At 45.7% G+C, this 21115-nt stretch carries 18 protein-coding genes; 13 read left to right on the top strand and 5 right to left on the bottom strand.

The genetic code is table 11. The features are described 5' to 3' along the window. Positions 1-131 precede the first annotated feature (131 nt). Together AB4371_RS08145 and AB4371_RS08140 are read left to right on the top strand one after the other, a co-directional pair. Entirely contained in the window at positions 132-2219 is a 2088-nt protein-coding gene (locus AB4371_RS08145; RefSeq protein ID WP_372149420.1) for an alpha-amylase, read from the top strand. A 254-nt stretch (positions 2220-2473) separates the two neighbouring features. Beyond that, positions 2474-3727 (top strand): valine--pyruvate transaminase, encoded by a 1254-nt coding sequence (locus AB4371_RS08140; RefSeq protein WP_372149418.1) that lies wholly within the window; start codon positions 2474-2476, stop codon positions 3725-3727. A 129-nt stretch (positions 3728-3856) separates the two neighbouring features. Here AB4371_RS08140 and AB4371_RS08135 read toward each other — a convergent pair whose 3' ends face one another. From AB4371_RS08135 to dnaA, 5 genes are all read right to left on the bottom strand, one after another. Beyond that, positions 3857-4291: an Hsp20 family protein gene (locus AB4371_RS08135; RefSeq protein WP_009848140.1), complete on the bottom strand. Its 435-nt coding sequence runs from the start codon at positions 4289-4291 to the stop codon at positions 3857-3859. A gap of 503 nt (positions 4292-4794) precedes the next feature. Beyond that, positions 4795-7212, bottom strand: coding sequence for a DNA topoisomerase (ATP-hydrolyzing) subunit B (gene gyrB, locus AB4371_RS08130; protein WP_372149415.1), 2418 nt, complete (start codon positions 7210-7212; stop codon positions 4795-4797). Positions 7213-7229: 17 nt separating this feature from the next. Further along, complete coding sequence (recF, locus tag AB4371_RS08125) at positions 7230-8309, bottom strand: DNA replication/repair protein RecF (protein ID WP_017058810.1); 1080 nt, start codon at positions 8307-8309, stop codon at positions 7230-7232. Positions 8310-8362: 53 nt separating this feature from the next. After that, on the bottom strand, positions 8363-9463 hold the full coding sequence (dnaN, locus tag AB4371_RS08120) for a DNA polymerase III subunit beta (RefSeq protein ID WP_017058809.1): 1101 nt from the start codon (positions 9461-9463) through the stop codon (positions 8363-8365). Positions 9464-9544: 81 nt separating this feature from the next. Beyond that, entirely contained in the window at positions 9545-10966 is a 1422-nt protein-coding gene (gene dnaA / locus AB4371_RS08115) for a chromosomal replication initiator protein DnaA (protein ID WP_017058808.1), read from the bottom strand. A 311-nt stretch (positions 10967-11277) separates the two neighbouring features. Between dnaA and AB4371_RS08110 the strand changes: the two genes are divergently transcribed. The 11 genes from AB4371_RS08110 (at position 11278) to rsmG (ending at position 21111) form a co-directional block, all read left to right on the top strand. Continuing rightward, positions 11278-12027 carry an amino acid ABC transporter substrate-binding protein gene (locus AB4371_RS08110; protein WP_372149413.1) on the top strand — a complete coding sequence of 250 codons (750 nt, stop codon included), beginning with the start codon at positions 11278-11280 and terminating at the stop codon, positions 12025-12027. A gap of 135 nt (positions 12028-12162) precedes the next feature. Next, a complete protein-coding gene (locus AB4371_RS08105) occupies positions 12163-12834 on the top strand; it encodes an amino acid ABC transporter permease (protein ID WP_009848134.1) in 672 nt (223 codons plus the stop codon). Further along, positions 12831-13568: an amino acid ABC transporter ATP-binding protein gene (locus AB4371_RS08100; protein WP_017058807.1), complete on the top strand. Its 738-nt coding sequence runs from the start codon at positions 12831-12833 to the stop codon at positions 13566-13568. Before AB4371_RS08105 ends, AB4371_RS08100 begins: the two co-directional genes overlap by 4 nt. Before the next feature lie 206 nt (positions 13569-13774). Beyond that, complete coding sequence (rpmH, locus tag AB4371_RS08095) at positions 13775-13909, top strand: 50S ribosomal protein L34 (protein ID WP_004735800.1); 135 nt, start codon at positions 13775-13777, stop codon at positions 13907-13909. 45 nt (positions 13910-13954) lie between these two features. Continuing rightward, positions 13955-14278, top strand: coding sequence for a ribonuclease P protein component (gene rnpA, locus AB4371_RS08090; RefSeq protein ID WP_017055478.1), 324 nt, complete (start codon positions 13955-13957; stop codon positions 14276-14278). Beyond that, positions 14245-14502, top strand: coding sequence for a membrane protein insertion efficiency factor YidD (gene yidD, locus AB4371_RS08085; protein ID WP_004735802.1), 258 nt, complete (start codon positions 14245-14247; stop codon positions 14500-14502). The genes rnpA and yidD overlap by 34 nt, the downstream gene beginning before the upstream one ends. Positions 14503-14504: 2 nt before the next feature. Next, positions 14505-16124 carry a membrane protein insertase YidC gene (gene yidC / locus AB4371_RS08080; protein ID WP_372149412.1) on the top strand — a complete coding sequence of 540 codons (1620 nt, stop codon included), beginning with the start codon at positions 14505-14507 and terminating at the stop codon, positions 16122-16124. 130 nt (positions 16125-16254) lie between these two features. After that, positions 16255-17616 (top strand): tRNA uridine-5-carboxymethylaminomethyl(34) synthesis GTPase MnmE, encoded by a 1362-nt coding sequence (mnmE, locus tag AB4371_RS08075; RefSeq protein ID WP_029235098.1) that lies wholly within the window; start codon positions 16255-16257, stop codon positions 17614-17616. 50 nt (positions 17617-17666) lie between these two features. Next, a complete protein-coding gene (mioC, locus tag AB4371_RS08070) occupies positions 17667-18101 on the top strand; it encodes an FMN-binding protein MioC (RefSeq protein WP_017058804.1) in 435 nt (144 codons plus the stop codon). Positions 18102-18583: 482 nt separating this feature from the next. Beyond that, the gene (gene mnmG / locus AB4371_RS08065; protein ID WP_372127991.1) at positions 18584-20479 is read left to right on the top strand and encodes a tRNA uridine-5-carboxymethylaminomethyl(34) synthesis enzyme MnmG; all 1896 of its coding nucleotides are present in this window, start codon (positions 18584-18586) and stop codon (positions 20477-20479) included. Beyond that, a complete protein-coding gene (gene rsmG / locus AB4371_RS08060) occupies positions 20479-21111 on the top strand; it encodes a 16S rRNA (guanine(527)-N(7))-methyltransferase RsmG (protein WP_017058801.1) in 633 nt (210 codons plus the stop codon). The genes mnmG and rsmG overlap by 1 nt, the downstream gene beginning before the upstream one ends. The last annotated feature ends 4 nt before the right edge of the window (positions 21112-21115 follow it).

Here is a 21115-nt window from a genome sequence, read left to right as displayed (position 1 = left end):
CTCCTCCTACTCGATTTGTGAACCAAGCATTTGTTTGTAGAGGTGTTATTGATTATCTGAATGAATCAGCGCTCAGACTGTAGAGGGCATTGTTTGCTATAACTGACCTGTTTATTCAGGGGAAGGGAACAATGAAAAAAACAGTACTCGCGCTTTCAATACTCGCACTCAGCGCATGCAGCCAAACCAGTGATGACAGCTTATTGCTGACGATTGATAACAACACTGTCGTATTTGAATCGACAGGAAAAGGCACTGTTATTGCTGAACAGGAACTCGCTAAAGGTAGCTATACCTTCTCTATCAGCGATACTCAAAATACCTGTGGCACCAACTATGCGCTGGCTGAAGAAAACCGCATCAAATTCAATAAACCCCTTCGCCTAGACGACTGCGCCGAGAAGTCTGAATTAGATATCAAGGTCTTTCGCGCTAACACCTATCAGTTTACGCTCAACCCACAGACCAATGAACTCACGGTTCAGATAAAGCCGAAGCAACAACAAGTTCAAAGCTTTGCCTGTCCTGTACCCAGTGATCAACCAACCACCATCGATGTTACTCAAACCTTTGATGATGGCACCGTGGTAAGAGACGCTCTTTCGGGCAAACAAGTCACAGTAACGAATGGCAGCGTCACCATGCAGCCTGCAGAAAACAGCCAAGGTGTTCTGCTGCTTGAGAAAGTAGAACCAGAAACCAAGGCAGACTTTAGTTGGGACAACGCCACGGTATACTTCGTAATGACCGACCGTTTCCATAATGGTAATCCTGATAACGACAACAGCTATGGTCGCAGCCAAGACGGACAAGATGAAATCGGCACCTTCCACGGTGGTGACTTGGCAGGCTTAACCGAAAAACTCGACTATATAGAATCGCTCGGTGCCAATGCTATCTGGATTACCTCTCCACTAGAGCAGATCCATGGCTGGGTTGGCGGCGGTGATCGCGGTGACTTCAAACACTACGGCTACCACGGCTACTACCATCAAGATTGGACCAAGCTCGATGACAACATGGGCACCGAAGACGAGCTGAAAACCTTCATCGATACCGCGCACAGCAAAGGCATTCGCGTTGTTTGGGACGTGGTGATGAACCACACTGGCTACGCTACGCTTGCCGACATGCAAGAGTTCGACTTCGGCAAACTCAACCTCACGGATGAACAAGCCAAACAAACACTTGGCGAAAATTGGACAGATTGGCAACCCGCTAAAGGTCAGAACTGGCACTACTTCAACAACTACATCTCTTACAGCGACAAAGAAGCGTGGGAAAAGTGGTGGGGCAAAGCTTGGTTGCGCAGCGATATCGGCGCCTATGACTCTCCGGGTTACAATAACCTCACCATGTCTTTGGCGCACCTGCCCGATTTCAAAACAGAGTCGACAGAGACAACCGGGCTGCCTAATTTCTATCTCAATAAGTCCACCAGCGCGACCGATGAACTCAAAACACCTCGTGACCATTTAATCACTTGGCTATCAGATTGGGTGCGCGAATACGGCGTTGATGGTTTTAGGGTCGATACAGCCAAGCACGTTGAGTTAGATGCGTGGGCAGAGCTTAAAGAGAGCACTAACCAAGCGCTTGCCGAGTGGAAGCAAAACAACCCAGACAAGTCCTTGGATGACTTACCCTTCTGGATGACGGGCGAAGTATGGGCACACAGCGTGGTCAAATCAGATTACTTCGCTAACGGATTTGATTCGATCATCAACTTTGAATTCCAAAGTGATATCGCACCAAAAGCGCTTAAATGCCTATCCGATCTTGATGCTGATTACCTTCGTTATGCAGAGAAGATCAACAGCGACAGCGAGTTCAACGTACTGAGTTACCTATCGTCTCACGACACCTCGCTATTCTGGACGCAACATGGCAGTGACTTTGCAAAACAAACCAAAGTTGCAAACGCGTTGATGCTAGCTCCCGGTGCGGTGCAGATCTATTACGGTGATGAAATCGCTCGTGATTTCGGCCCAACCGGTTCCGACCCAATGCAAGGCACTCGCTCAGACATGCCTTGGGATCAAATTACCGGCGAACGTGCAGAGTTGCTAGAACACTGGCAAGCGCTTGGCCAATTCCGCCAACGCCACCCAGCCGTTGCTCAGGGTAAGCACATCATCCGTAACAGCAAGGGCTACTATGCGTTCGAACGCCAATACCAAGATGACAAGGTATTAATCGTTTATACCGGCTCGAACTAAACCTTCATTAACATAAACACCAGAAACTCAAGGGGAAGCTTAGGCTTCTCCTTTTTTTATCGCTAAAGGTACGTTCAATAAGCAAGCTGTCACTCATTAACCAAACTTTATAGAAGTTTTTTACGTGTTAGAGCATTTGGCGCTATGCGTCGCAAAAACATTGCGGTATGTTCAAGGAATACACTGATGGCAGACATAAGGTCTGCCTTAATGACACATAACAAGCAATCACAATGAATTAGGTAAAATTAGTAATGCAGTTCTCTAAGTTTGGCGAAAAGTTTAATCGATACTCTGGAATCACTCGTTTAATGGATGATTTGAATGATGGCCTGCGCACTCCTGGCGCTATCATGCTCGGTGGTGGCAACCCAGCCGCTATCCCTGCCATGCTCGATTACTTTAACCAAGCCAGTGCCGACCTGCTCGCCAGTGGAGAACTCATGGCCGCCCTCGCCAACTACGATGGTCCGCAGGGCAAAGACAGCTTCATCAAATCATTAGCGGCAATGCTGAAAGAGACCTATGGCTGGGACATCAGCGAGAAGAACATCAGCCTGACTAATGGCAGTCAAAGTGGCTTCTTCTACCTATTCAACTTGCTAGCAGGCCAACAGCCTGACGGCTCACATAAGAAAATCCTACTGCCGATCGCACCGGAATACATCGGCTACGGCGATGCCGGTATTGATGACGATATCTTTATCTCTTACCACCCAGAGATCGAGCTGCTAGAAAACCGCCAGTTCAAATATCACGTCGATTTTGAACAACTAAAGGTTGATGACTCAGTCGCGGCTATCTGTGCATCTCGTCCAACCAATCCAACAGGCAACGTACTGACCGGCGAAGAAGTACGTAAATTGGATAAACTAGCGCGTGAAAACAACATCCCACTGCTGATCGACAATGCTTACGGCCTGCCGTTTCCAAACATCATCTTTGAAGATGTCGAACCGTTCTGGAATGAAAATACTATTCTGTGCATGAGCTTATCTAAGCTTGGTTTGCCTGGTGTGCGCTGCGGTATCGTGATTGCGAGTGAAGAAGTAACACAAGCTCTGACCAACATGAATGGCATCATCAGCCTAGCACCCAATAGTGTTGGTCCTGCTATTGCCAACCACATGATTAAAAAAGGCGATTTACTACGCTTGAGCAGTGAGGTGATCAAACCTTTCTACAAAGATAAGTCGCTACGTGCAGTTGAACTGTTACAAGACGCTATCGACGACCCACGTTTTCGTATCCACAAACCTGAAGGCGCTATCTTCTTATGGCTATGGTTTGATGAGCTGCCGATCACCACAATGGAACTGTACGACCGCCTTAAAGCTCGCGGCGTATTGATTGTTCCGGGTGAATACTTCTTTATCGGCCAAGAAGACGAGTGGGATCATGCTCATCAGTGCCTACGTATGAACTACGTACAAGACGATGAAGCAATGCAAAAAGGTATTGCTATCATTGCTGAAGAAGTGAAAAAGGCTTACAGCGAAAGCAAATAGAGATTCCCTACTCGGTCGTTTCTCCCTCTATGGAATGACGATGATAGGACAAATAAAAAAGAGCACCCCATGAGGTGCTCTTTCACTTTTACTTCCCGATAATTTTTAGCTCTAAGGAGCTACCAGTAATTAACCTTCTAGTAGGCTATTACCGTTGATAGCAATCTTACGTGGTTGCATCGCTTCTGGGATTTCGCGTTCTAGGTCGATGTGAAGAAGACCATTTTCCATGCTTGCACCTACCACTTTTACGTAGTCAGCCAGTTGGAATTTACGCTCGAAATCACGCTCTGCAATACCTTGGTATACGAAGGTTTTCTCTGCTTCTGCTTTACGCTCACCTTTCACAATTAGCATGTTCTCTTTTTGAGTCAGATCTAATTGGTCATCAGCAAAACCAGCGACTGCCATAGTAATACGGTAGTTGTTCTCGTCTTTTTGCTCGATGTTGTATGGAGGGTAACCGCCAGAAGAGTTCTTCGATGTATTCGCTTCCATCATGTTGAATAGACGATCGAAGCCGATTGCGTTGCGGTAAAGTGGAGTGAAATCTACAGTTCTCATAATGCTATCCTTTTAGTAAGCAATAGTCTTAGCTGCGAATTTTACTGAGATCGAACCTGTGTGTGATCCAGTAAACAGCTAAGAGATTCAATTCGCATTCCTCGGGTTTCACCTCTATTGGCGACAACGCTGGGACATAGCAATGAATCAATTGTTAAGTTGTGTGCTGCCAAAGTTATCCTCTATTGAGCGATACTTCGTTAGCGGTAATGAAGGTTCTGTTTCTTCTCTTTTGAGCAAGACAGTCATCCTCTTCATAAATAGATATGTGGATTGAGCAAATCAGTTTCAAGATCTTATTTTCAATTATTTTTCTAATCCAATATTTTTCAATCACTTAAAAACAAAAAAGACCGTCATTTCTGACAGTCTTTTCAATAAGATATTGAGTTTTTTGAGGCGAAGCTATTTCGTTTTAGTTCAAGGAAGAGGCGCGGAGCATACGAATGTATGTGAGCACCTCTGACACAGAAATTAAGCGAAAGAGCGAAGTATCAAAGATACTAAACGTCTAGATTTGCTACTTTAAGTGCGTTCTCTTCGATGAAGTTACGACGCGGTTCTACTTGGTCGCCCATCAACGTTGTAAACAACAGATCAGCACCAACAGCATCTTCAATCGTTACTTGCATCATACGACGAGTTTCAGGATCCATCGTTGTTTCCCAAAGCTGATCAGGGTTCATCTCACCTAGACCTTTGTATCGTTGTAGGCTCAGGCCACGACGAGACTCTTTCACTAACCAGTTCAGAGCTTCAACAAAGCTAGAAACCGCTTGAGTACGCTCACCACGCTTGATGTAAGCGCCTTCTTCAATCAAGCCGTCAAGCGCTTCAGAAAGGTCTGCTAGCTTACCAAACTCTTTCGAGTTGATAAGGTCAATGCTGAGTACATGTTCATGAGTCACACCATGAGTACGAACCACAATCTTAGGAACGCTTAAGCCTAGCTCTTCGTGTTTTTCAACTTCAAGGCTGTATTGGCTTGCACCTACTTCTTTCGCGTTTAGCTGTTCAACAAGCTGCTTACCCCAAGCTTCAACTGCCGCGTCATCGTGACACTGCTCAGCCGTTAGACGAGGAACGTAAATCAGTTCGTGGACCAATGCGCGTGGGTAACGGCGGCTCATACGATCAACAAGCTTGATGCCTGCATTGTATTGCTGAACAAGCTTCTCTAAACCTTCACCTGCAAATGCTGGCGCTTCAGGGTTTACGTGCAGTTCTGCATTGTCTAAAGCCAAAGATACTTGATACTGGTTCATCGCATCTTCATCTTTAATGTACTGCTCTTGCTTGCCTTTCTTCACTTTGTAAAGTGGCGGTTGAGCAATGTAGATGTAACCACGTTCAATCAGCTCTGGCATTTGACGGTAGAAGAACGTCAGTAGCAGGGTACGGATGTGAGAACCATCGACATCGGCATCGGTCATGATGATAATGTTGTGGTAACGCAGTTTATCTGGGTTGTATTCGTCACGGCCAATACCACAACCAAGAGCTGTGATTAGCGTTGCTACTTCTTGAGAAGACAGCATTTTATCGAAACGTGCTTTCTCTACGTTAAGGATTTTACCTTTCAGCGGTAGGATTGCTTGGTTCTTACGGTTACGCCCCTGCTTAGCTGAACCGCCAGCAGAGTCTCCTTCCACAATATATAGTTCAGACAGTGCAGGATCTTTTTCCTGACAGTCAGCAAGCTTACCTGGAAGACCCGCTAAATCTAATGCGCCTTTACGACGAGTCATTTCACGAGCTTTACGCGCTGCATCACGAGCACGTGCTGCATCAATAATTTTAGAACAAACTGTTTTCGCTTCACCTGGGTTCTCAATAAGGAACTCAGACAACTTCTCACCCATTGTAGATTCAACGGCAGACTTCACTTCTGAAGAAACCAGCTTATCTTTAGTTTGGCTTGAGAACTTAGGATCAGGCACTTTAACAGAAACAATCGCCGTCAGACCTTCACGAGCATCATCACCAGAGGTCGCAGTCTTCGCTTTCTTAGAGAAGCCTTCCTTGTCCATGAAGCTGTTCAGAGTACGCGTTAGCGCCGCACGGAAACCTGCTAAGTGAGCACCACCATCGCGTTGAGGGATGTTGTTGGTGAAACAGTAGATGTTTTCTTGGTAGCCGTCATTCCACTGCATCGCAACTTCAACGGTAATACCGTCTTCGCGCTCAGAGTTAAAGTGGAAGATTTTTTGGATGATTGGCGTTTTGTTAGTATTAAGGTGTTCAACAAACGCTTGGATACCGCCTTCGTATTCGAAGTGATCCATTTTGTCTTCTTCGCGCTCGTCAATTAGCTTAATTGATACACCTGAGTTCAAGAATGATAGCTCACGTAGACGCTTAGCTAAAATGTCGTAATGGAACTCGATGTTAGTGAAGGTTTCTTCACTCGGCCAGAAACGAATCTCTGTACCTGTTTTATCCGTGTCACCGATAACCGCTAGTGGCGCTTGAGGCTCACCGTGGCTGTAGGTTTGAGTGTGGATTTTGCCACCGCGGTGGATAGTAAGAGTAACTTGCTTAGAAAGTGCGTTAACTACTGAAACACCAACACCGTGCAGACCACCAGATACCTTGTACGAGTTATCATCGAACTTACCACCAGCGTGAAGAACCGTCATGATTACTTCGGCTGCAGATACGTTTTCTTCTGGGTGCAATTCTGTTGGAATACCACGGCCGTCATCGCTCACAGACACAGAACTATCTTCATGGATAGTTACAATGATGTCATTACAGTGACCAGCTAGCGCTTCATCAATAGAGTTATCTACCACCTCAAAAACCATGTGGTGCAGACCGGTACCATCATCCGTGTCGCCAATGTACATTCCAGGACGCTTACGTACCGCATCCAGACCCTTCAGTACTTTAATACTCGATGAATCGTAATTATCTGACATAGTTACTCTCTGACTAATTATCCTTGCTCTATTTTGCCATGTTCCACATGAAACATCCTGCTATTTTCGTCATGCATATCTGCAATCTGATCAGCGGTAATAGAGCTTACAAAAACTTGAGCCTGGGTCGCCTTTAAACACTCAGCAAGACGTGCTCGGCGTTGGCTATCTAATTCGGAAGCGAAGTCATCTATCAAATAGATGCACTGCTTACCTGTCATTTGAGTGAGGTGTTGCCCTTGTGCTACTCGTAGCGCGCACACCATCAACTTCAATTGACCTCGTGACAAGACATCTTCCACTGGAGTGCCGTTCACTTTTATCTTCAGATCCGCTTTGTTTGGCCCACTAAAGGTGTAACCAAGCTGCTGATCCCTTTCAAAATTCTTTTCTAATATATCGGCGTACGGGGTGTCTTTGTCCCAGCCACGATAGTAGTTAATCTTTATCTCAAACTCAGGAAGGAAGGTCGCACAGATTTCTTCGGCGACTTCTTTGAGCTGATCAACGTAGGTGGCACGCCACTGACTGATGCTTTCTGCTAAACGGGCCAATTCTTGGTCCCAATAGCTCAGCTCTCGATAGTGCGTTGCCGTTTTCAATAAGGCGTTTCGCTGCTTATTGAGGCGCTTTACCCTGCCCCACGCATCATAAAAGCCCGACTCACTGTGGAAGACTCCCCAATCAATGAATGCTCGGCGATGCTTAGGTCCATCGGTTAGTAAATCAAACCCTTCAGGGTGAATCAACTGCAAAGGTAAGACTTGAGCTAACTGAGCCAACTTTTGCCCAGTTTGACCGCTTATTTTAACCTCTGTCGTGCCATCGCGCTGCTTATTAATGCCAATTGGCAGCTCAAATTGATCCGAGGTCATAAAACGGCCATGTACAAACAGCTCACTACACTCGTTTTGTATGATACGACCGGTAAGTGAACTCTTGAATGAGCGACCATGTCCGAGCAGATACACAGCTTCAAGGACACTGGTTTTGCCGCTTCCGTTAGCCCCTATAAGAAAGTTAAAGCCTGATGACGGTTGAATGTCACAGGCTTCAATATTTCTAAACTGCTTAACGATTAAGCGCGATAAAGGCATAACGTCTTCATATTAATCTTCAATCACGACTCGGTAGGTCAACATAGGGCAGCTTATAAGCGAATTGGCATAACAACGTACATCGCGCTGTCATCTTGCGCGTTCTCGATAAGAGCACTCGCATTGGCGTCTGACATTGAGATGCGTACCTGTTCACAACGCAGTGTGTTCAGAACATCCAATACGTAGCTTACGTTGAAGCCAATCTCTAGCGCGTCACCGTCGAAGTTAACATCGAGTACTTCTTCTGCTTCTTCTTGCTCTGGGTTGTTCGCGGTAATGCGCATCTCGCTATCCGCAAGGTTAACGCGAACACCACGGAATTTTTCATTCGATAGAATCGCAGCACGAGAAAATGCTGAACGTAATTCATCACAGCCAGCTTCAAGTGTCTTGGTGGTATTTTGCGGCATTACGCGGCGATAATCAGGGAAACGACCATCAACCAGCTTAGAAGTGAAGACATAGTTGTTCACTTCAGCTCGCACGTTAGAGTTACCAATTTGCAGTGTTACTGGCTGTTCAGGTGCATCCAATAGCTTCACTAACTCTTGAACACCTTTACGAGGAACAATGATCTGCTTCTGAGCAAAATCCGCACCCAGTTGTGCTTGAGATACTGCCATACGGTGACCATCGGTCGCTACGCTGCGCAGGATAGAGCCTTCAATCTCAAACAACATACCGTTGAGGTAGTAACGAACATCTTGGTTCGCCATTGAGAATTGTGTTTTCTCGATAAGACCGCGAAGTTCAGCTTGTGTCACTGACACTTCAACTTCACTGCTCCAGTCTTCAATATTTGGAAAATCTGCCGCAGGTAATGTTGCTAAAGAGAAGCGGCTACGACCAGAGCGAACCTGAATACGGTCACCATCCAATACCACCGTGATCACTGAGTTATCTGGCAATCCACGGCAGATATCTAGGAATTTACGTGAAGGTACGGTAATGCTACCCGCTTCGAAATCACCTTCAAGCGTTACACGGCTGATCAGTTCAACTTCTAGATCCGTCGCTGTCATCGACAACACGTTATCTTCTACTTTAATCAGTAGGTTTCCTAGAATTGGAAGCGTTGGCCTGCCACCGAGTGCGCCAGATACTTGTTGTAATGGCTTAATCAGGTGACTACGTTCAATGGTAAATTTCATATCTTGCTCTTACGGTCTAAATGGCACTGCGTAATAGTACGTGGCCAAGATTCTGCTTATTAAGGTTAAGAATACTGTGTATTAAGAAGAAAGGGTACGAATCAAGTTCGAATAATCTTCTTTAATGTCGTGGCTCTCTTCACGCAGCTGAGCAATCTTACGACAAGCATGCAGTACCGTCGTGTGGTCACGACCACCGAATGCATCGCCAATCTCAGGCAAGCTGTGGTTTGTTAGCTCTTTCGCCAGTGCCATCGCCAATTGACGTGGACGAGCAACAGAACGAGAACGACGCTTAGACAATAGATCAGCGACTTTGATTTTGTAGTACTCGGCTACTGTCTTTTGAATGTTATCAATAGTGACCAGTTTTTCTTGCAGTGCAAGTAGGTCACGCAGTGCTTCACGCACGAAGTCGATCGTGATCGGGCGGCCAGTGAAGTTTGCATTCGCAATAACACGGTTCAATGCGCCTTCCAGTTCACGAACGTTAGAGCGTAGACGCTTGGCAATAAAGAACGCCACTTCATCCGCAAGGTGAATTTGGTGGTCTTCGGCTTTCTTCATCAAGATCGCAACACGTGTCTCAAGCTCTGGTGGCTCAATCGCTACCGTCAAACCCCAGCCGAAACGAGATTTAAGACGATCTTCTACCCCGTTGATCTCTTTTGGATAACGGTCAGACGTTAGGATGATCTGTTGATTGCCTTCAAGCAGCGCGTTAAAGGTATGGAAGAACTCTTCTTGAGAACGCTCTTTATTAGCAAAGAATTGGATGTCATCGATAAGCAATGCATCAACACTACGGTAGTAGCGCTTAAATTCTTCGATCGCGTTGTTTTGCAGAGCCTTTACCATATCCTGAACAAAACGCTCTGAGTGCATGTAAACCACTTTCGCATTCGGCTTATTATCAACAATGGCGTTACCCACCGCATGCAACAAGTGCGTTTTACCTAAACCAGTGCCGCCGTATAGGAACAACGGGTTGTAGGCTGTACCTGGGTTATCAGAAACCTGACGTGCCGCAGCCAAACCGAGTTGGTTCGACTTACCTTCAACAAAGTTATTGAACTTATGTTTTGGGTTCACGTTTGAGCGGTGATTCAAGTCAACCGCGACAGGCTCTTCATCACGCCAGATATTATGGACAGGTTTGCGAGCTTGTAATTGCGCAGGTGCTGATGACTCAGCGGCCACATCAGCTGCAGTGCGAGTCTGAGTTGGTGTCGGTGTCGCAGGCTTTGGTGCAATCACACGCTTGCTTCCCACTTCAAAATGAAGATGTGGGATATCGTTACCGCAATATTCTTGCAGCAGACGGTTAATGCTATTTAGATACTTATCACGAACCCAATCGAGTACGAAACGGTTCGGTGCAAATAGAGTTAGAGTATTGTCATTGAGTTCCGCTTGTAACGGACGAACCCACATACTGAATTCTGTAGCTGGTAACTCTTCTTGAAGCTGTTGCAAACACTGCAACCAAAGCGAAGATGACACGGTGCCCTCACTCTATTTAAAGTAATATGAAATGACCGCTAATTTTACCTGTTGATAAGTCAGATCACCAGCAATTGATCACAGATCCAGTGAATAAGATCCAAGTTATTCACAATAAATTTGTAATTTATCGGTGGATCCACACATCTTGCCCCTAATTTACTCACACAATGATCCACTTATGCCCGGATCCTTGCTAGTTATCCCCAAATCGGGAATTCAATCTGGTTATGGTTAATAACATCTGGTTATTTATTCTAGTGAGCATTTTCCCAGTAACATCCAAACCCATAAATATAAGGAGTTACCAAATGAATAACTGGATTAAGGCTGCAATTGCGGCTATCGCACTCTCTGCTGCTACTGTTCAAGCTGCGACTGAAGTTAAAGTCGGCATGTCTGGTCGCTATTTCCCGTTTACGTTCGTTAAACAAGACCAGCTACAGGGTTTTGAAGTGGATTTATGGGATGAGATCGGTAAGCGTAACGATTACAAGGTTGAATACGTAACGGCAAACTTCTCTGGTCTGTTTGGTCTTCTTGAAACGGGTCGCATCGATACCATTTCAAACCAAATTACAATGACGGATGCACGTAAAGCGAAATACCTATTCGCAGACCCATACGTAGTAGACGGCGCACAAATTACCGTTCGTAAAGGTAATGCCAGCATTAAAGGCATCGAAGACCTTGATGGCAAGACGGTTGCGGTAAACCTAGGCTCAAACTTTGAACAACTGCTTCGCAGCTACGACAAAGATGGCAAGATCAATGTAAAAACCTACGATACAGGTATTGAACATGACGTGGCACTGGGTCGTGCCGATGCATTCGTAATGGATCGCCTATCAGCACTAGAGCTTATCAAGAAGACTGGTCTACCATTACAACTAGCAGGTCAGCCATTCGAAACAATTGAAAACGCTTGGCCTTTCGTCGACAACGATAACGGCAAAAAACTGCAAGCAGAAGTAAATGAAGCATTAGCAGCAATGCGCGCAGATGGTACGCTAGAAAGTATCTCTCAGAAATGGTTTGGTGCGGACATTACTCAGAAGTAATTACTCACTTTCTCCATTCAAGGCCCACTGCTTTATACAGCGGTGGGCTTTTTGCTTTTGTGCACTGATTAAAAAACCTGATACAACAGTACTTACATATAGAACAACACTGCCAATAAAAATACGAGATAGATTATGGGATTTGACTTTAATTACATGCTAGAGCTGTTGCCAATACTACTGAAGTATTTAGGCACCACGATGGAGATGGCGACCTGGGGCTTGTTCTTTGCTCTGATCCTGTCTCTGATACTGGCGAATATTCGTGTATTCAAAATCCCAGTGCTCGACCAACTGAGCCAACTGTACATTAGCTTCTTCCGAGGCACACCACTGTTGGTGCAGCTGTTCCTCCTTTATTACGGCTTACCACAAGTCTTCCCGTGGATGGTTGGGTTGGATGCCTTCAGCGCCGCTGTGATTGGCTTAACCCTGCACTTTGCCGCGTATATGGCAGAAAGTATTCGTGCCGCGATTATCGGTATTGATCGCAGCCAGATGGAAGCCAGCCTTTCGGTCGGTATGACAACCAGCCAAGCGATGCGCCGAGTGATCTTACCGCAAGCAACTCGCGTGGCACTGCCGTCGTTGATGAACTACTTCATCGATATGATCAAGTCGACTTCACTTGCCTTCACCCTAGGTGTCGCCGAAATCATGGCTAAAGCTCAGATGGAGGCTTCTTCAAGTTTCCGCTTCTTCGAGGCTTTCTTAGCAGTCGCACTGATTTACTGGGGCGTGGTGGTTATCCTCACTCGTATTCAAATTTGGGCCGAAGTGAAACTGAATAAGGCGTATGTACGATGATCAAATTACAAAATATCCACAAGCAGTTTGGTGACACCGAAGTTTTGAAAGGGATCGACCTAGAAATCAAACAAGGTGAGATAATTGTCATCATAGGTTCAAGTGGTACGGGTAAATCTACCCTACTGCGTTGTGTGAATTTTCTAGAGCAAGCCGATCAAGGCACGATTTCGATTGATGATATCAAGGTTGATACTCAGAAACACACTAAGGCAGAGGTGCTTGCACTGCGTCGTAAGACCGGTTTTGTGTTCCAAAACTATGCACTGTTCGCTCACCAAACCGCGAGACAGAATATTGCTGAAGGTTTAATTACCGTTCGTGGTTGGAAAAAACAGCAAGCCCATGAAAAAGCACAACAAATACTTGATGATATTGGCTTAGGTGACAAAGGTGATAGCTACCCAGCCGCGCTCTCTGGTGGCCAGCAACAACGGGTGGGTATTGGCCGTGCAATGGCACTACAACCCGAGCTTTTACTGTTTGATGAGCCGACTTCAGCGCTCGATCCTGAGTGGGTTGGCGAAGTGCTTAACCTAATGAAAAAACTGGCAAATCAGCATCAAACCATGCTGGTGGTTACCCATGAAATGCAGTTCGCGAGAGAGGTCGCAGACCGAGTGATCTTCATGGCTGACGGTCATATTATCGAGCAGGGATCTCCACAGGATATTTTTGGTAATCCACAGGATCCTAAATTAAAAAAATTCTTAAATAAGGTTGGGATCGACTAAGGATCCTTGTGATTTTAGTTATTCTACGTATAATCCCCCGACCGGAATTTTAGTTAACCCAATCATTGACACTTTTTGTGACAGTGATTACAATTCCGCCTCTTTGTTGAGAGGCGTCGGTTTTCCTTTCTTATATAAAGAAGAGAAAAAATGCCCACGCCGGGTTTAACAAAAACCTAAAACTACTGATCAGTAAGGTAATTACAATGAAACGCACTTTTCAACCTACAGTTCTAAAGCGTAAGCGTACTCACGGTTTCCGTGCTCGCATGGCTACTAAGAACGGTCGCGCAACAATCAATGCACGTCGTGCAAAAGGCCGTAAGCGTCTTTCTAAGTAATCTTTGATTATTTTGAATAAGCTAGCCTTCGGTCGGGAGTTACGCTTGTTAACTCCCGAACATTATCAAAATGTCTTCAAGCAAGCTCATCGAGCTGGCTCCCCTCATTTCACCATCATTGCCCGAAATAACTCTCTTTCAAATCCTCGTCTTGGATTAGCCGTTCCGAAAAAGCAGATTAAAACCGCCGTGGGTCGTAACCGATTCAAGCGTCTTACTCGTGAAAGCTTTCGTAACACTCAACACAAACTTCCTAACAAAGATTTTGTTGTAATCGCTAAGAAGAGCGCGCAAGATTTAAGCAATGAAGAAATGTTCAAGCTACTCGACAAATTATGGCTTCGCCTGTCTCGCCCTTCGCGTGGATAGCGCTAATACCCATCTATTTTTATAGATGGTTTATTAGTCCACTCATCGGCCCACGCTGCCGATTTACTCCAACCTGCTCTTTATATGCGATAGAAGCGTTGAAAGCTCACGGTTTTGTAAAAGGGTGTTGGTTATCAGGCAAACGTCTATTAAAATGCCATCCTTTGAACGAAGGGGGCTTTGACCCCGTTCCACCAGTCCAAAAACAAGACAGAGATAAATAACGATGGATTCTCAACGTAATATCCTGTTAATCGCATTGGCTTTGGTTTCTTTCCTACTATTCCAACAATGGAACGTAGCTCAGAATCCAGCACCACAAGCGGTTGAGCAGGCACAATCTGGCAGCACCCTACCAGCGCCATCTTATGCAGATGATCTAGACCCGGCTCCTGGTCAAGTTGCTTCTGCTAAAACTATCACAGTAACAACTGATGTACTGACTCTGTCAATTGATACGGTTGGTGGTGATGTCGTTAAAGCAAACCTAAACGATTACTCTGCTGAGTTCGATTCTGAAGATACGTTTGTTCTTCTTAAGAACGAACCAGGTCACCAATTTATCGCTCAAAGCGGTCTAGTGGGTCCTCAAGGTATCGACCTAAGCAGCACAAACCGCCCTAGCTACACGGTTTCAGCAGACAGCTTCACGCTTGCTGATGGTCAGGATGAACTACGCATCCCGATGACTTACCAAGCGAACGGCCTTGATTACACGAAAACATTCATCCTTAAGCGTGGCAGCTACGCAATGGATGTTGAATACGATGTAGTCAACAACTCTGGTAACAACGCGACATTCGGCATGTACGCTCACCTACGTCAGAACGTAATGGATGACGGCGGTAGCCTAACAATGCCAACTTACCGTGGTGGTGCTTACTCTACGGAAGATACGCGTTACAAAAAATACAGCTTCGACGACATGCAAGATCGCAACCTGTCTCTTAACCTAGCAAGCGGTCAAGGTTGGGCAGCGATGATTCAGCACTACTTTGCAAGTGCATGGATCCCACGCGACGAAGCAGGCAGCAACCTTTACACTCGTGTAATTGGTAACCTTGGCGACATCGGTGTTCGCATGCCGAACAAAACCATCGCTACTGGCGACGAAGCAAACTTCAAAGCAACGCTTTGGGTTGGCCCTAAACTTCAAGACCAAATGGCTGCTGTTGCACCAAACCTAGACCTAGTAGTTGACTACGGTTGGTTATGGTTCATTGCTAAACCACTTCATACTCTGCTTTCGTTCATTCAAGGCATCGTTGTGAACTGGGGTCTGGCAATCATCTGTCTAACTTTCATCGTTCGTGGTGCTATGTACCCACTAACGAAAGCTCAGTACACGTCTATGGCGAAAATGCGTATGCTTCAGCCTAAGCTGACTGCAATGCGTGAGCGTATTGGCGACGACCGTCAACGCATGAGCCAAGAAATGATGGAGCTTTACAAGAAAGAGAAAGTAAACCCACTAGGTGGCTGTTTACCTATCCTTCTGCAAATGCCTATCTTCATTTCGCTATACTGGGCACTAATGGAGTCTGTTGAACTGCGTCACTCACCGTTCTTCGGTTGGATTACTGACCTTTCAGCACAAGACCCATACTACATCTTGCCACTTCTGATGGGTGCTTCAATGTTCCTAATCCAGAAGATGAGTCCGACAACTGTAACGGATCCAATGCAGCAGAAGATCATGACCTTTATGCCGGTTATGTTCACATTCTTCTTCCTGTTCTTCCCTTCAGGTCTGGTTCTATACTGGCTAGTATCGAACATCGTAACTCTGATTCAGCAAACGCTTATCTACCGCGCGCTGGAAAAGAAAGGCTTACATTCTAAGTAAGTTCGATAATAGAAAGAGACAAAGAAAGGCGACCAAAAGGTCGCCTTTTTGTTTTTAGCTGATTACAATTCAGCTAATTGATTAATCGTGAGCGCCCCTTTTTGGCTTTCACATGCTAGCAGGCACAACTATGACTACAGATACGATTGTTGCTCAAGCGACTGCACCCGGCCGTGGCGGCGTCGGTATTATTCGCGTTTCAGGCCCACAAGCAGCCCAAGTTGCGCTTGAAGTTACCGGCAAAGTACTGAAACCACGTTACGCTGAGTACACCCCTTTTAAATCTCACGATGGTTTAGAGCTAGACCAAGGCATCGCGCTTTACTTTCCTAACCCGCACTCGTTTACCGGTGAAGACGTTTTAGAGCTGCAAGGCCACGGTGGCCCTGTGGTAATGGATATGCTCATCAAGCGCATCCTCGCTATTCCAGGGCTACGCGCAGCACGCCCAGGTGAGTTCTCGGAGCGTGCCTTCTTGAACGACAAGATGGATTTAACCCAAGCAGAAGCGATTGCTGACCTCATTGATGCCAGTTCAGAAGAAGCGGCGAAATCAGCTCTGCAATCGTTACAAGGCGAGTTTTCAAAACGCATTAATACGCTGGTGGACTCTCTGATTCACTTACGCATCTATGTTGAAGCCGCTATCGACTTCCCAGAAGAAGAGATTGATTTCCTTGCTGACGGTAAAGTAAGTGCTGACTTACAAGCTATCATCGACAACCTCGAAGCGGTTCGCCAAGAAGCCAATCAAGGTGCCATCATGCGTGAAGGTATGAAGGTGGTGATTGCAGGTCGTCCTAATGCCGGTAAGTCGAGCTTACTGAATGCATTATCGGGTAAAGACTCCGCGATTGTGACTGATATTGCAGGTACAACCCGTGATGTACTTCGTGAACATATCCATATTGATGGTATGCCACTGCACATTATTGATACCGCAGGCCTGCGTGAAGCCTCGGATGAAGTCGAAAAAATCGGTATTGAACGCGCTTGGGAAGAAATTGCTCAAGCCGATCGCGTTTTATTTATGGTCGATGGCACCACTACCGATGCAACCGACCCGAAAGATATCTGGCCAGATTTCGTTGATCGTCTGCCGAATAACATCGGAATGACCGTGATTCGTAACAAAGCCGATCAAACCGGTGAAGATCTCGGGATTTGCCATGTTAATGATCCAACTCTGATTCGACTATCAGCAAAGACGGGACAAGGCGTTGATGCACTACGTAATCACTTAAAAGATTGCATGGGCTTTGCTGGTGGCAATGAAGGTGGCTTCATGGCACGTCGTCGCCACTTAGATGCCCTAGAACGCGCATCTGAGCATCTAGATATTGGCCAGCAACAGCTCGAAGGCTATATGGCAGGAGAAATCTTGGCAGAAGAACTGCGTATAACGCAGCAACACCTTAACGAGATTACTGGTGAATTCAGTTCCGATGACCTACTCGGCCGTATCTTCACCTCTTTCTGTATTGGTAAATAACCTTTAAAGGCCGGCTCATGCTGGCCTTTTTCTTTAGTAAGGACAGCTTAATGATCCACATTATTACAGGCAGCACCTTAGGTGGTGCAGAGTACGTTGGCGATCACCTTAATGATCTTCTTGAAGAGCAAGGCCACGAGATCACCCTTCATAATCAGCCTGAATTCGATGATATTCCCCAACAAGGCTTTTGGTTGCTGGTGACTTCAACTCATGGTGCGGGTGAATTTCCAGATAATATTAAGCCGTTTATCGACGCATTGACCCAGCAATCTCCAGATTTAAGCCCGGTTCGCTTTGCTGTCGTGGCGCTTGGTGATTCGAGTTACGATACCTTCTGTTTGGCGGGAAAATCAGTCCACAGCCAGATGAAAGAGCTCGGTGCTCAGCCTATTTCTGACTGTTTTACCATCGATGTATTGGAAACTCCGGTACCAGAAGACGCAGCAGAAGCTTGGTTCAACGATCATAGCGACCAGTTTTAACCTCTCTCCTCTCTCAAAAAGCGGCTTATGCCGCTTTTTTTGTCTCTGAACATCGTGATTGTGAATAACTTTTTTTCAAAAACATCGAAAATTAGCGATCTATTTTCAATTTCTGCTGTGGATAAGATCATACATATACGGTGATTAACCTATAGTTATCCAAATAACAAGTTTTAGGCTAATTTCCTCCTGTGAATAAGTAGCCATTTTGATCCCAGCTAATCCTCATCCTGATCAAAGTTAGATCACATCATTTGATCCAAAAAAGATCCATGATCTCGTTGATCATTTCCGACTTATCCACAGATACCCTCGATCCTAATAATAGATCTAATAAAAGATCTCCTTAAAGATCTTATCTATATTAATTAAAAACAGCTTTTTCGAAAAATCCCAAAAACGTTTTCTCAGGCTATGAAAACAGGTAGAATATCGCTCCTTTTTATCAATCTAGAAAACGTTTGAATACCTGAGGTCGGTTCATGCTTTATCACGAAAAATTTGACGTCATCGTTGTTGGTGGTGGCCATGCAGGAACGGAAGCCGCACTCGCATCTGCACGTACTGGTCAAAGTACGTTATTACTTACTCATAATATCGATACACTAGGACAAATGTCTTGTAACCCAGCCATTGGCGGGATCGGTAAGGGCCACTTGGTAAAAGAGGTCGATGCAATGGGTGGATTAATGGCGCAAGCTATTGATCATGCAGGTATTCAGTTCAGAACATTGAACGCATCAAAAGGCCCTGCGGTTCGTGCTACTCGTGCACAAGCTGACCGCGCACTGTACAAAGCCTTTGTTCGTAACGTTCTTGAAAACACGCCAAACCTGACTTTGTTCCAACAGTCGGTTGATGACTTGATCGTTGAACAGGATCAAGTGGTAGGTGTGGTAACGCAGATGGGCCTTAAGTTCCGCGCAAGCGCTGTGGTTCTGACTGTGGGCACATTCCTAGGCGGCAAGATCCATATTGGTATGGAAAGTTCTTCAGGTGGCCGTGCTGGTGATCCACCATCGATCGCACTGGCTGACCGTCTTCGTGATCTTCCATTCCGAGTTGATCGCCTGAAAACAGGTACTCCTCCTCGTATCGATGCGCGTAGCGTTGATTTTTCTGAGCTTGAGGTTCAGCACGGTGATAACCCGACGCCTGTTTTCTCGTTCATGGGCAGCCGAGCTCAACAACCTCGTCAAATTCCATGTTACATCACGCATACCAATGAAAATACGCATGACGTAATTCGTGCCAACCTTGATCGCAGCCCTATGTACGCGGGTGTGATTGAAGGCATTGGCCCTCGTTACTGCCCTTCGATTGAAGACAAAGTAATGCGTTTTGCTGACAAGAACAGTCACCAAATTTTTATTGAGCCAGAAGGTCTAACGACTCACGAGCTATACCCGAATGGTATCTCTACCAGTCTGCCGTTTGATGTACAGGTTCAAATTGTTCGTTCGATGAAGGGCTTTGAAAATGCTCATATCGTTCGCCCTGGCTATGCGATTGAGTACGATTTCTTTGATCCTCGCGACCTTAAGCTGACTTACGAAACTAAGTTTATCAAAGGTCTATTCTTTGCGGGTCAAATCAACGGTACCACTGGCTATGAAGAAGCGGCTGCACAAGGCTTGATGGCCGGTCTGAATGCAAGTTTGTTTACTCAAGGCAAAGAAGGCTGGAGTCCACGTCGTGACCAAGCTTACATGGGCGTGCTTATCGACGACCTATCTACCATGGGTACCAAAGAACCTTACCGCATGTTTACGTCTCGCGCGGAATACCGTCTGCTGCTTCGTGAAGACAACGCTGATATCCGTTTGACGGAAAAATCACGTGAACTTGGCTTGGTGGATGACGCTCGTTGGGCTCGATTCAATGAGAAAGTAGAAAACATGGAGAAAGAGCGTCAACGTCTGAAAGAAACGTGGATTAATCCTAAATCTGAAGATATTGATCAACTGAACCAAATTCTTAAAACACCAATGTCTCGTGAAGCGAGCGGTGAAGATCTTCTTCGTCGCCCTGAAATGACTTATTCACAGCTAACTGCATTGGATCGTTTTGGTCCTGCACTGGAAGATCAACAAGCGTCTGAGCAAGTTGAGATCCAAGTGAAGTACGATGGTTACATTCAGCGTCAACAAGACGAAATTGAAAAATCACTGCGTCATGAAAACACCAAACTGCCTGCTGATATCGATTACAGCAAGGTAAAAGGACTTTCTAACGAAGTGGTTCTTAAACTAACGACAGCTAAGCCTGACTCAATTGGTATTGCTTCGCGAATTTCAGGTATCACACCTGCAGCAATCTCAATTCTGTTGGTTTACTTGAAAAAACACGGCCTGTTGAAAAAAGGTGAGGAAGCATAATGAGCGCATTACGCGAAAAACTGGATCACCTGATTGGCCAGACTGAACTTGAAGTATCTGAAAAGCAACGTGGCCAGTTGGTTGGCTACGTTGAGTTACTGAACAAGTGGAACAAAGCTTATAACCTAACATCAGTTCGTGACCCACAAGAAATGATGGTGAAACATATCTTAGATAGCATCATTGTTAGCACTCACTTACAAGGTAAGCGCTTTATCGATGTGGGTACGGGACCTGGTCTTCCTGGGATTCCGCTCTCAATCATGAATCCAGACTGCGAGTTTTACTTGCTAGACAGCCTAGGTAAGCGTATTCGTTTTATCAAACAGGTGATTCATGAGCTGGGTATCGACAACGTGGTACCGGTTCAAAGTCGCGTTGAAGAATTTCAACCAGAAGAAAAGTTTGATGCAGTGCTCAGTCGTGCATTTGCGTCAATGACAGACATGGTAGAGTGGTGTCACCATTTACCTAAAGAGCAATCCGGTGTATTTTTGGCTCTTAAGGGACAACATCCTAGAGACGAAATCGACCTGTTACCTGAATGGTGTTCAGTGACAGACATTAAAGCTTTGCAAGTGCCAGAGCTTGATGGAGAGCGTCATCTAGTTACTTTATCGCGTCAGGGATAATCAG

Origin of the sequence: Vibrio sp. 10N.261.51.A3, assembly GCF_041471965.1 — a bacterium.
Classification (GTDB): Bacteria; Pseudomonadota; Gammaproteobacteria; order Enterobacterales; family Vibrionaceae; genus Vibrio; species Vibrio crassostreae_C.
The sequence above is the reverse complement of the archived record's forward strand: the minus strand, read 5'-3'. Positions and strand labels throughout refer to the sequence as shown.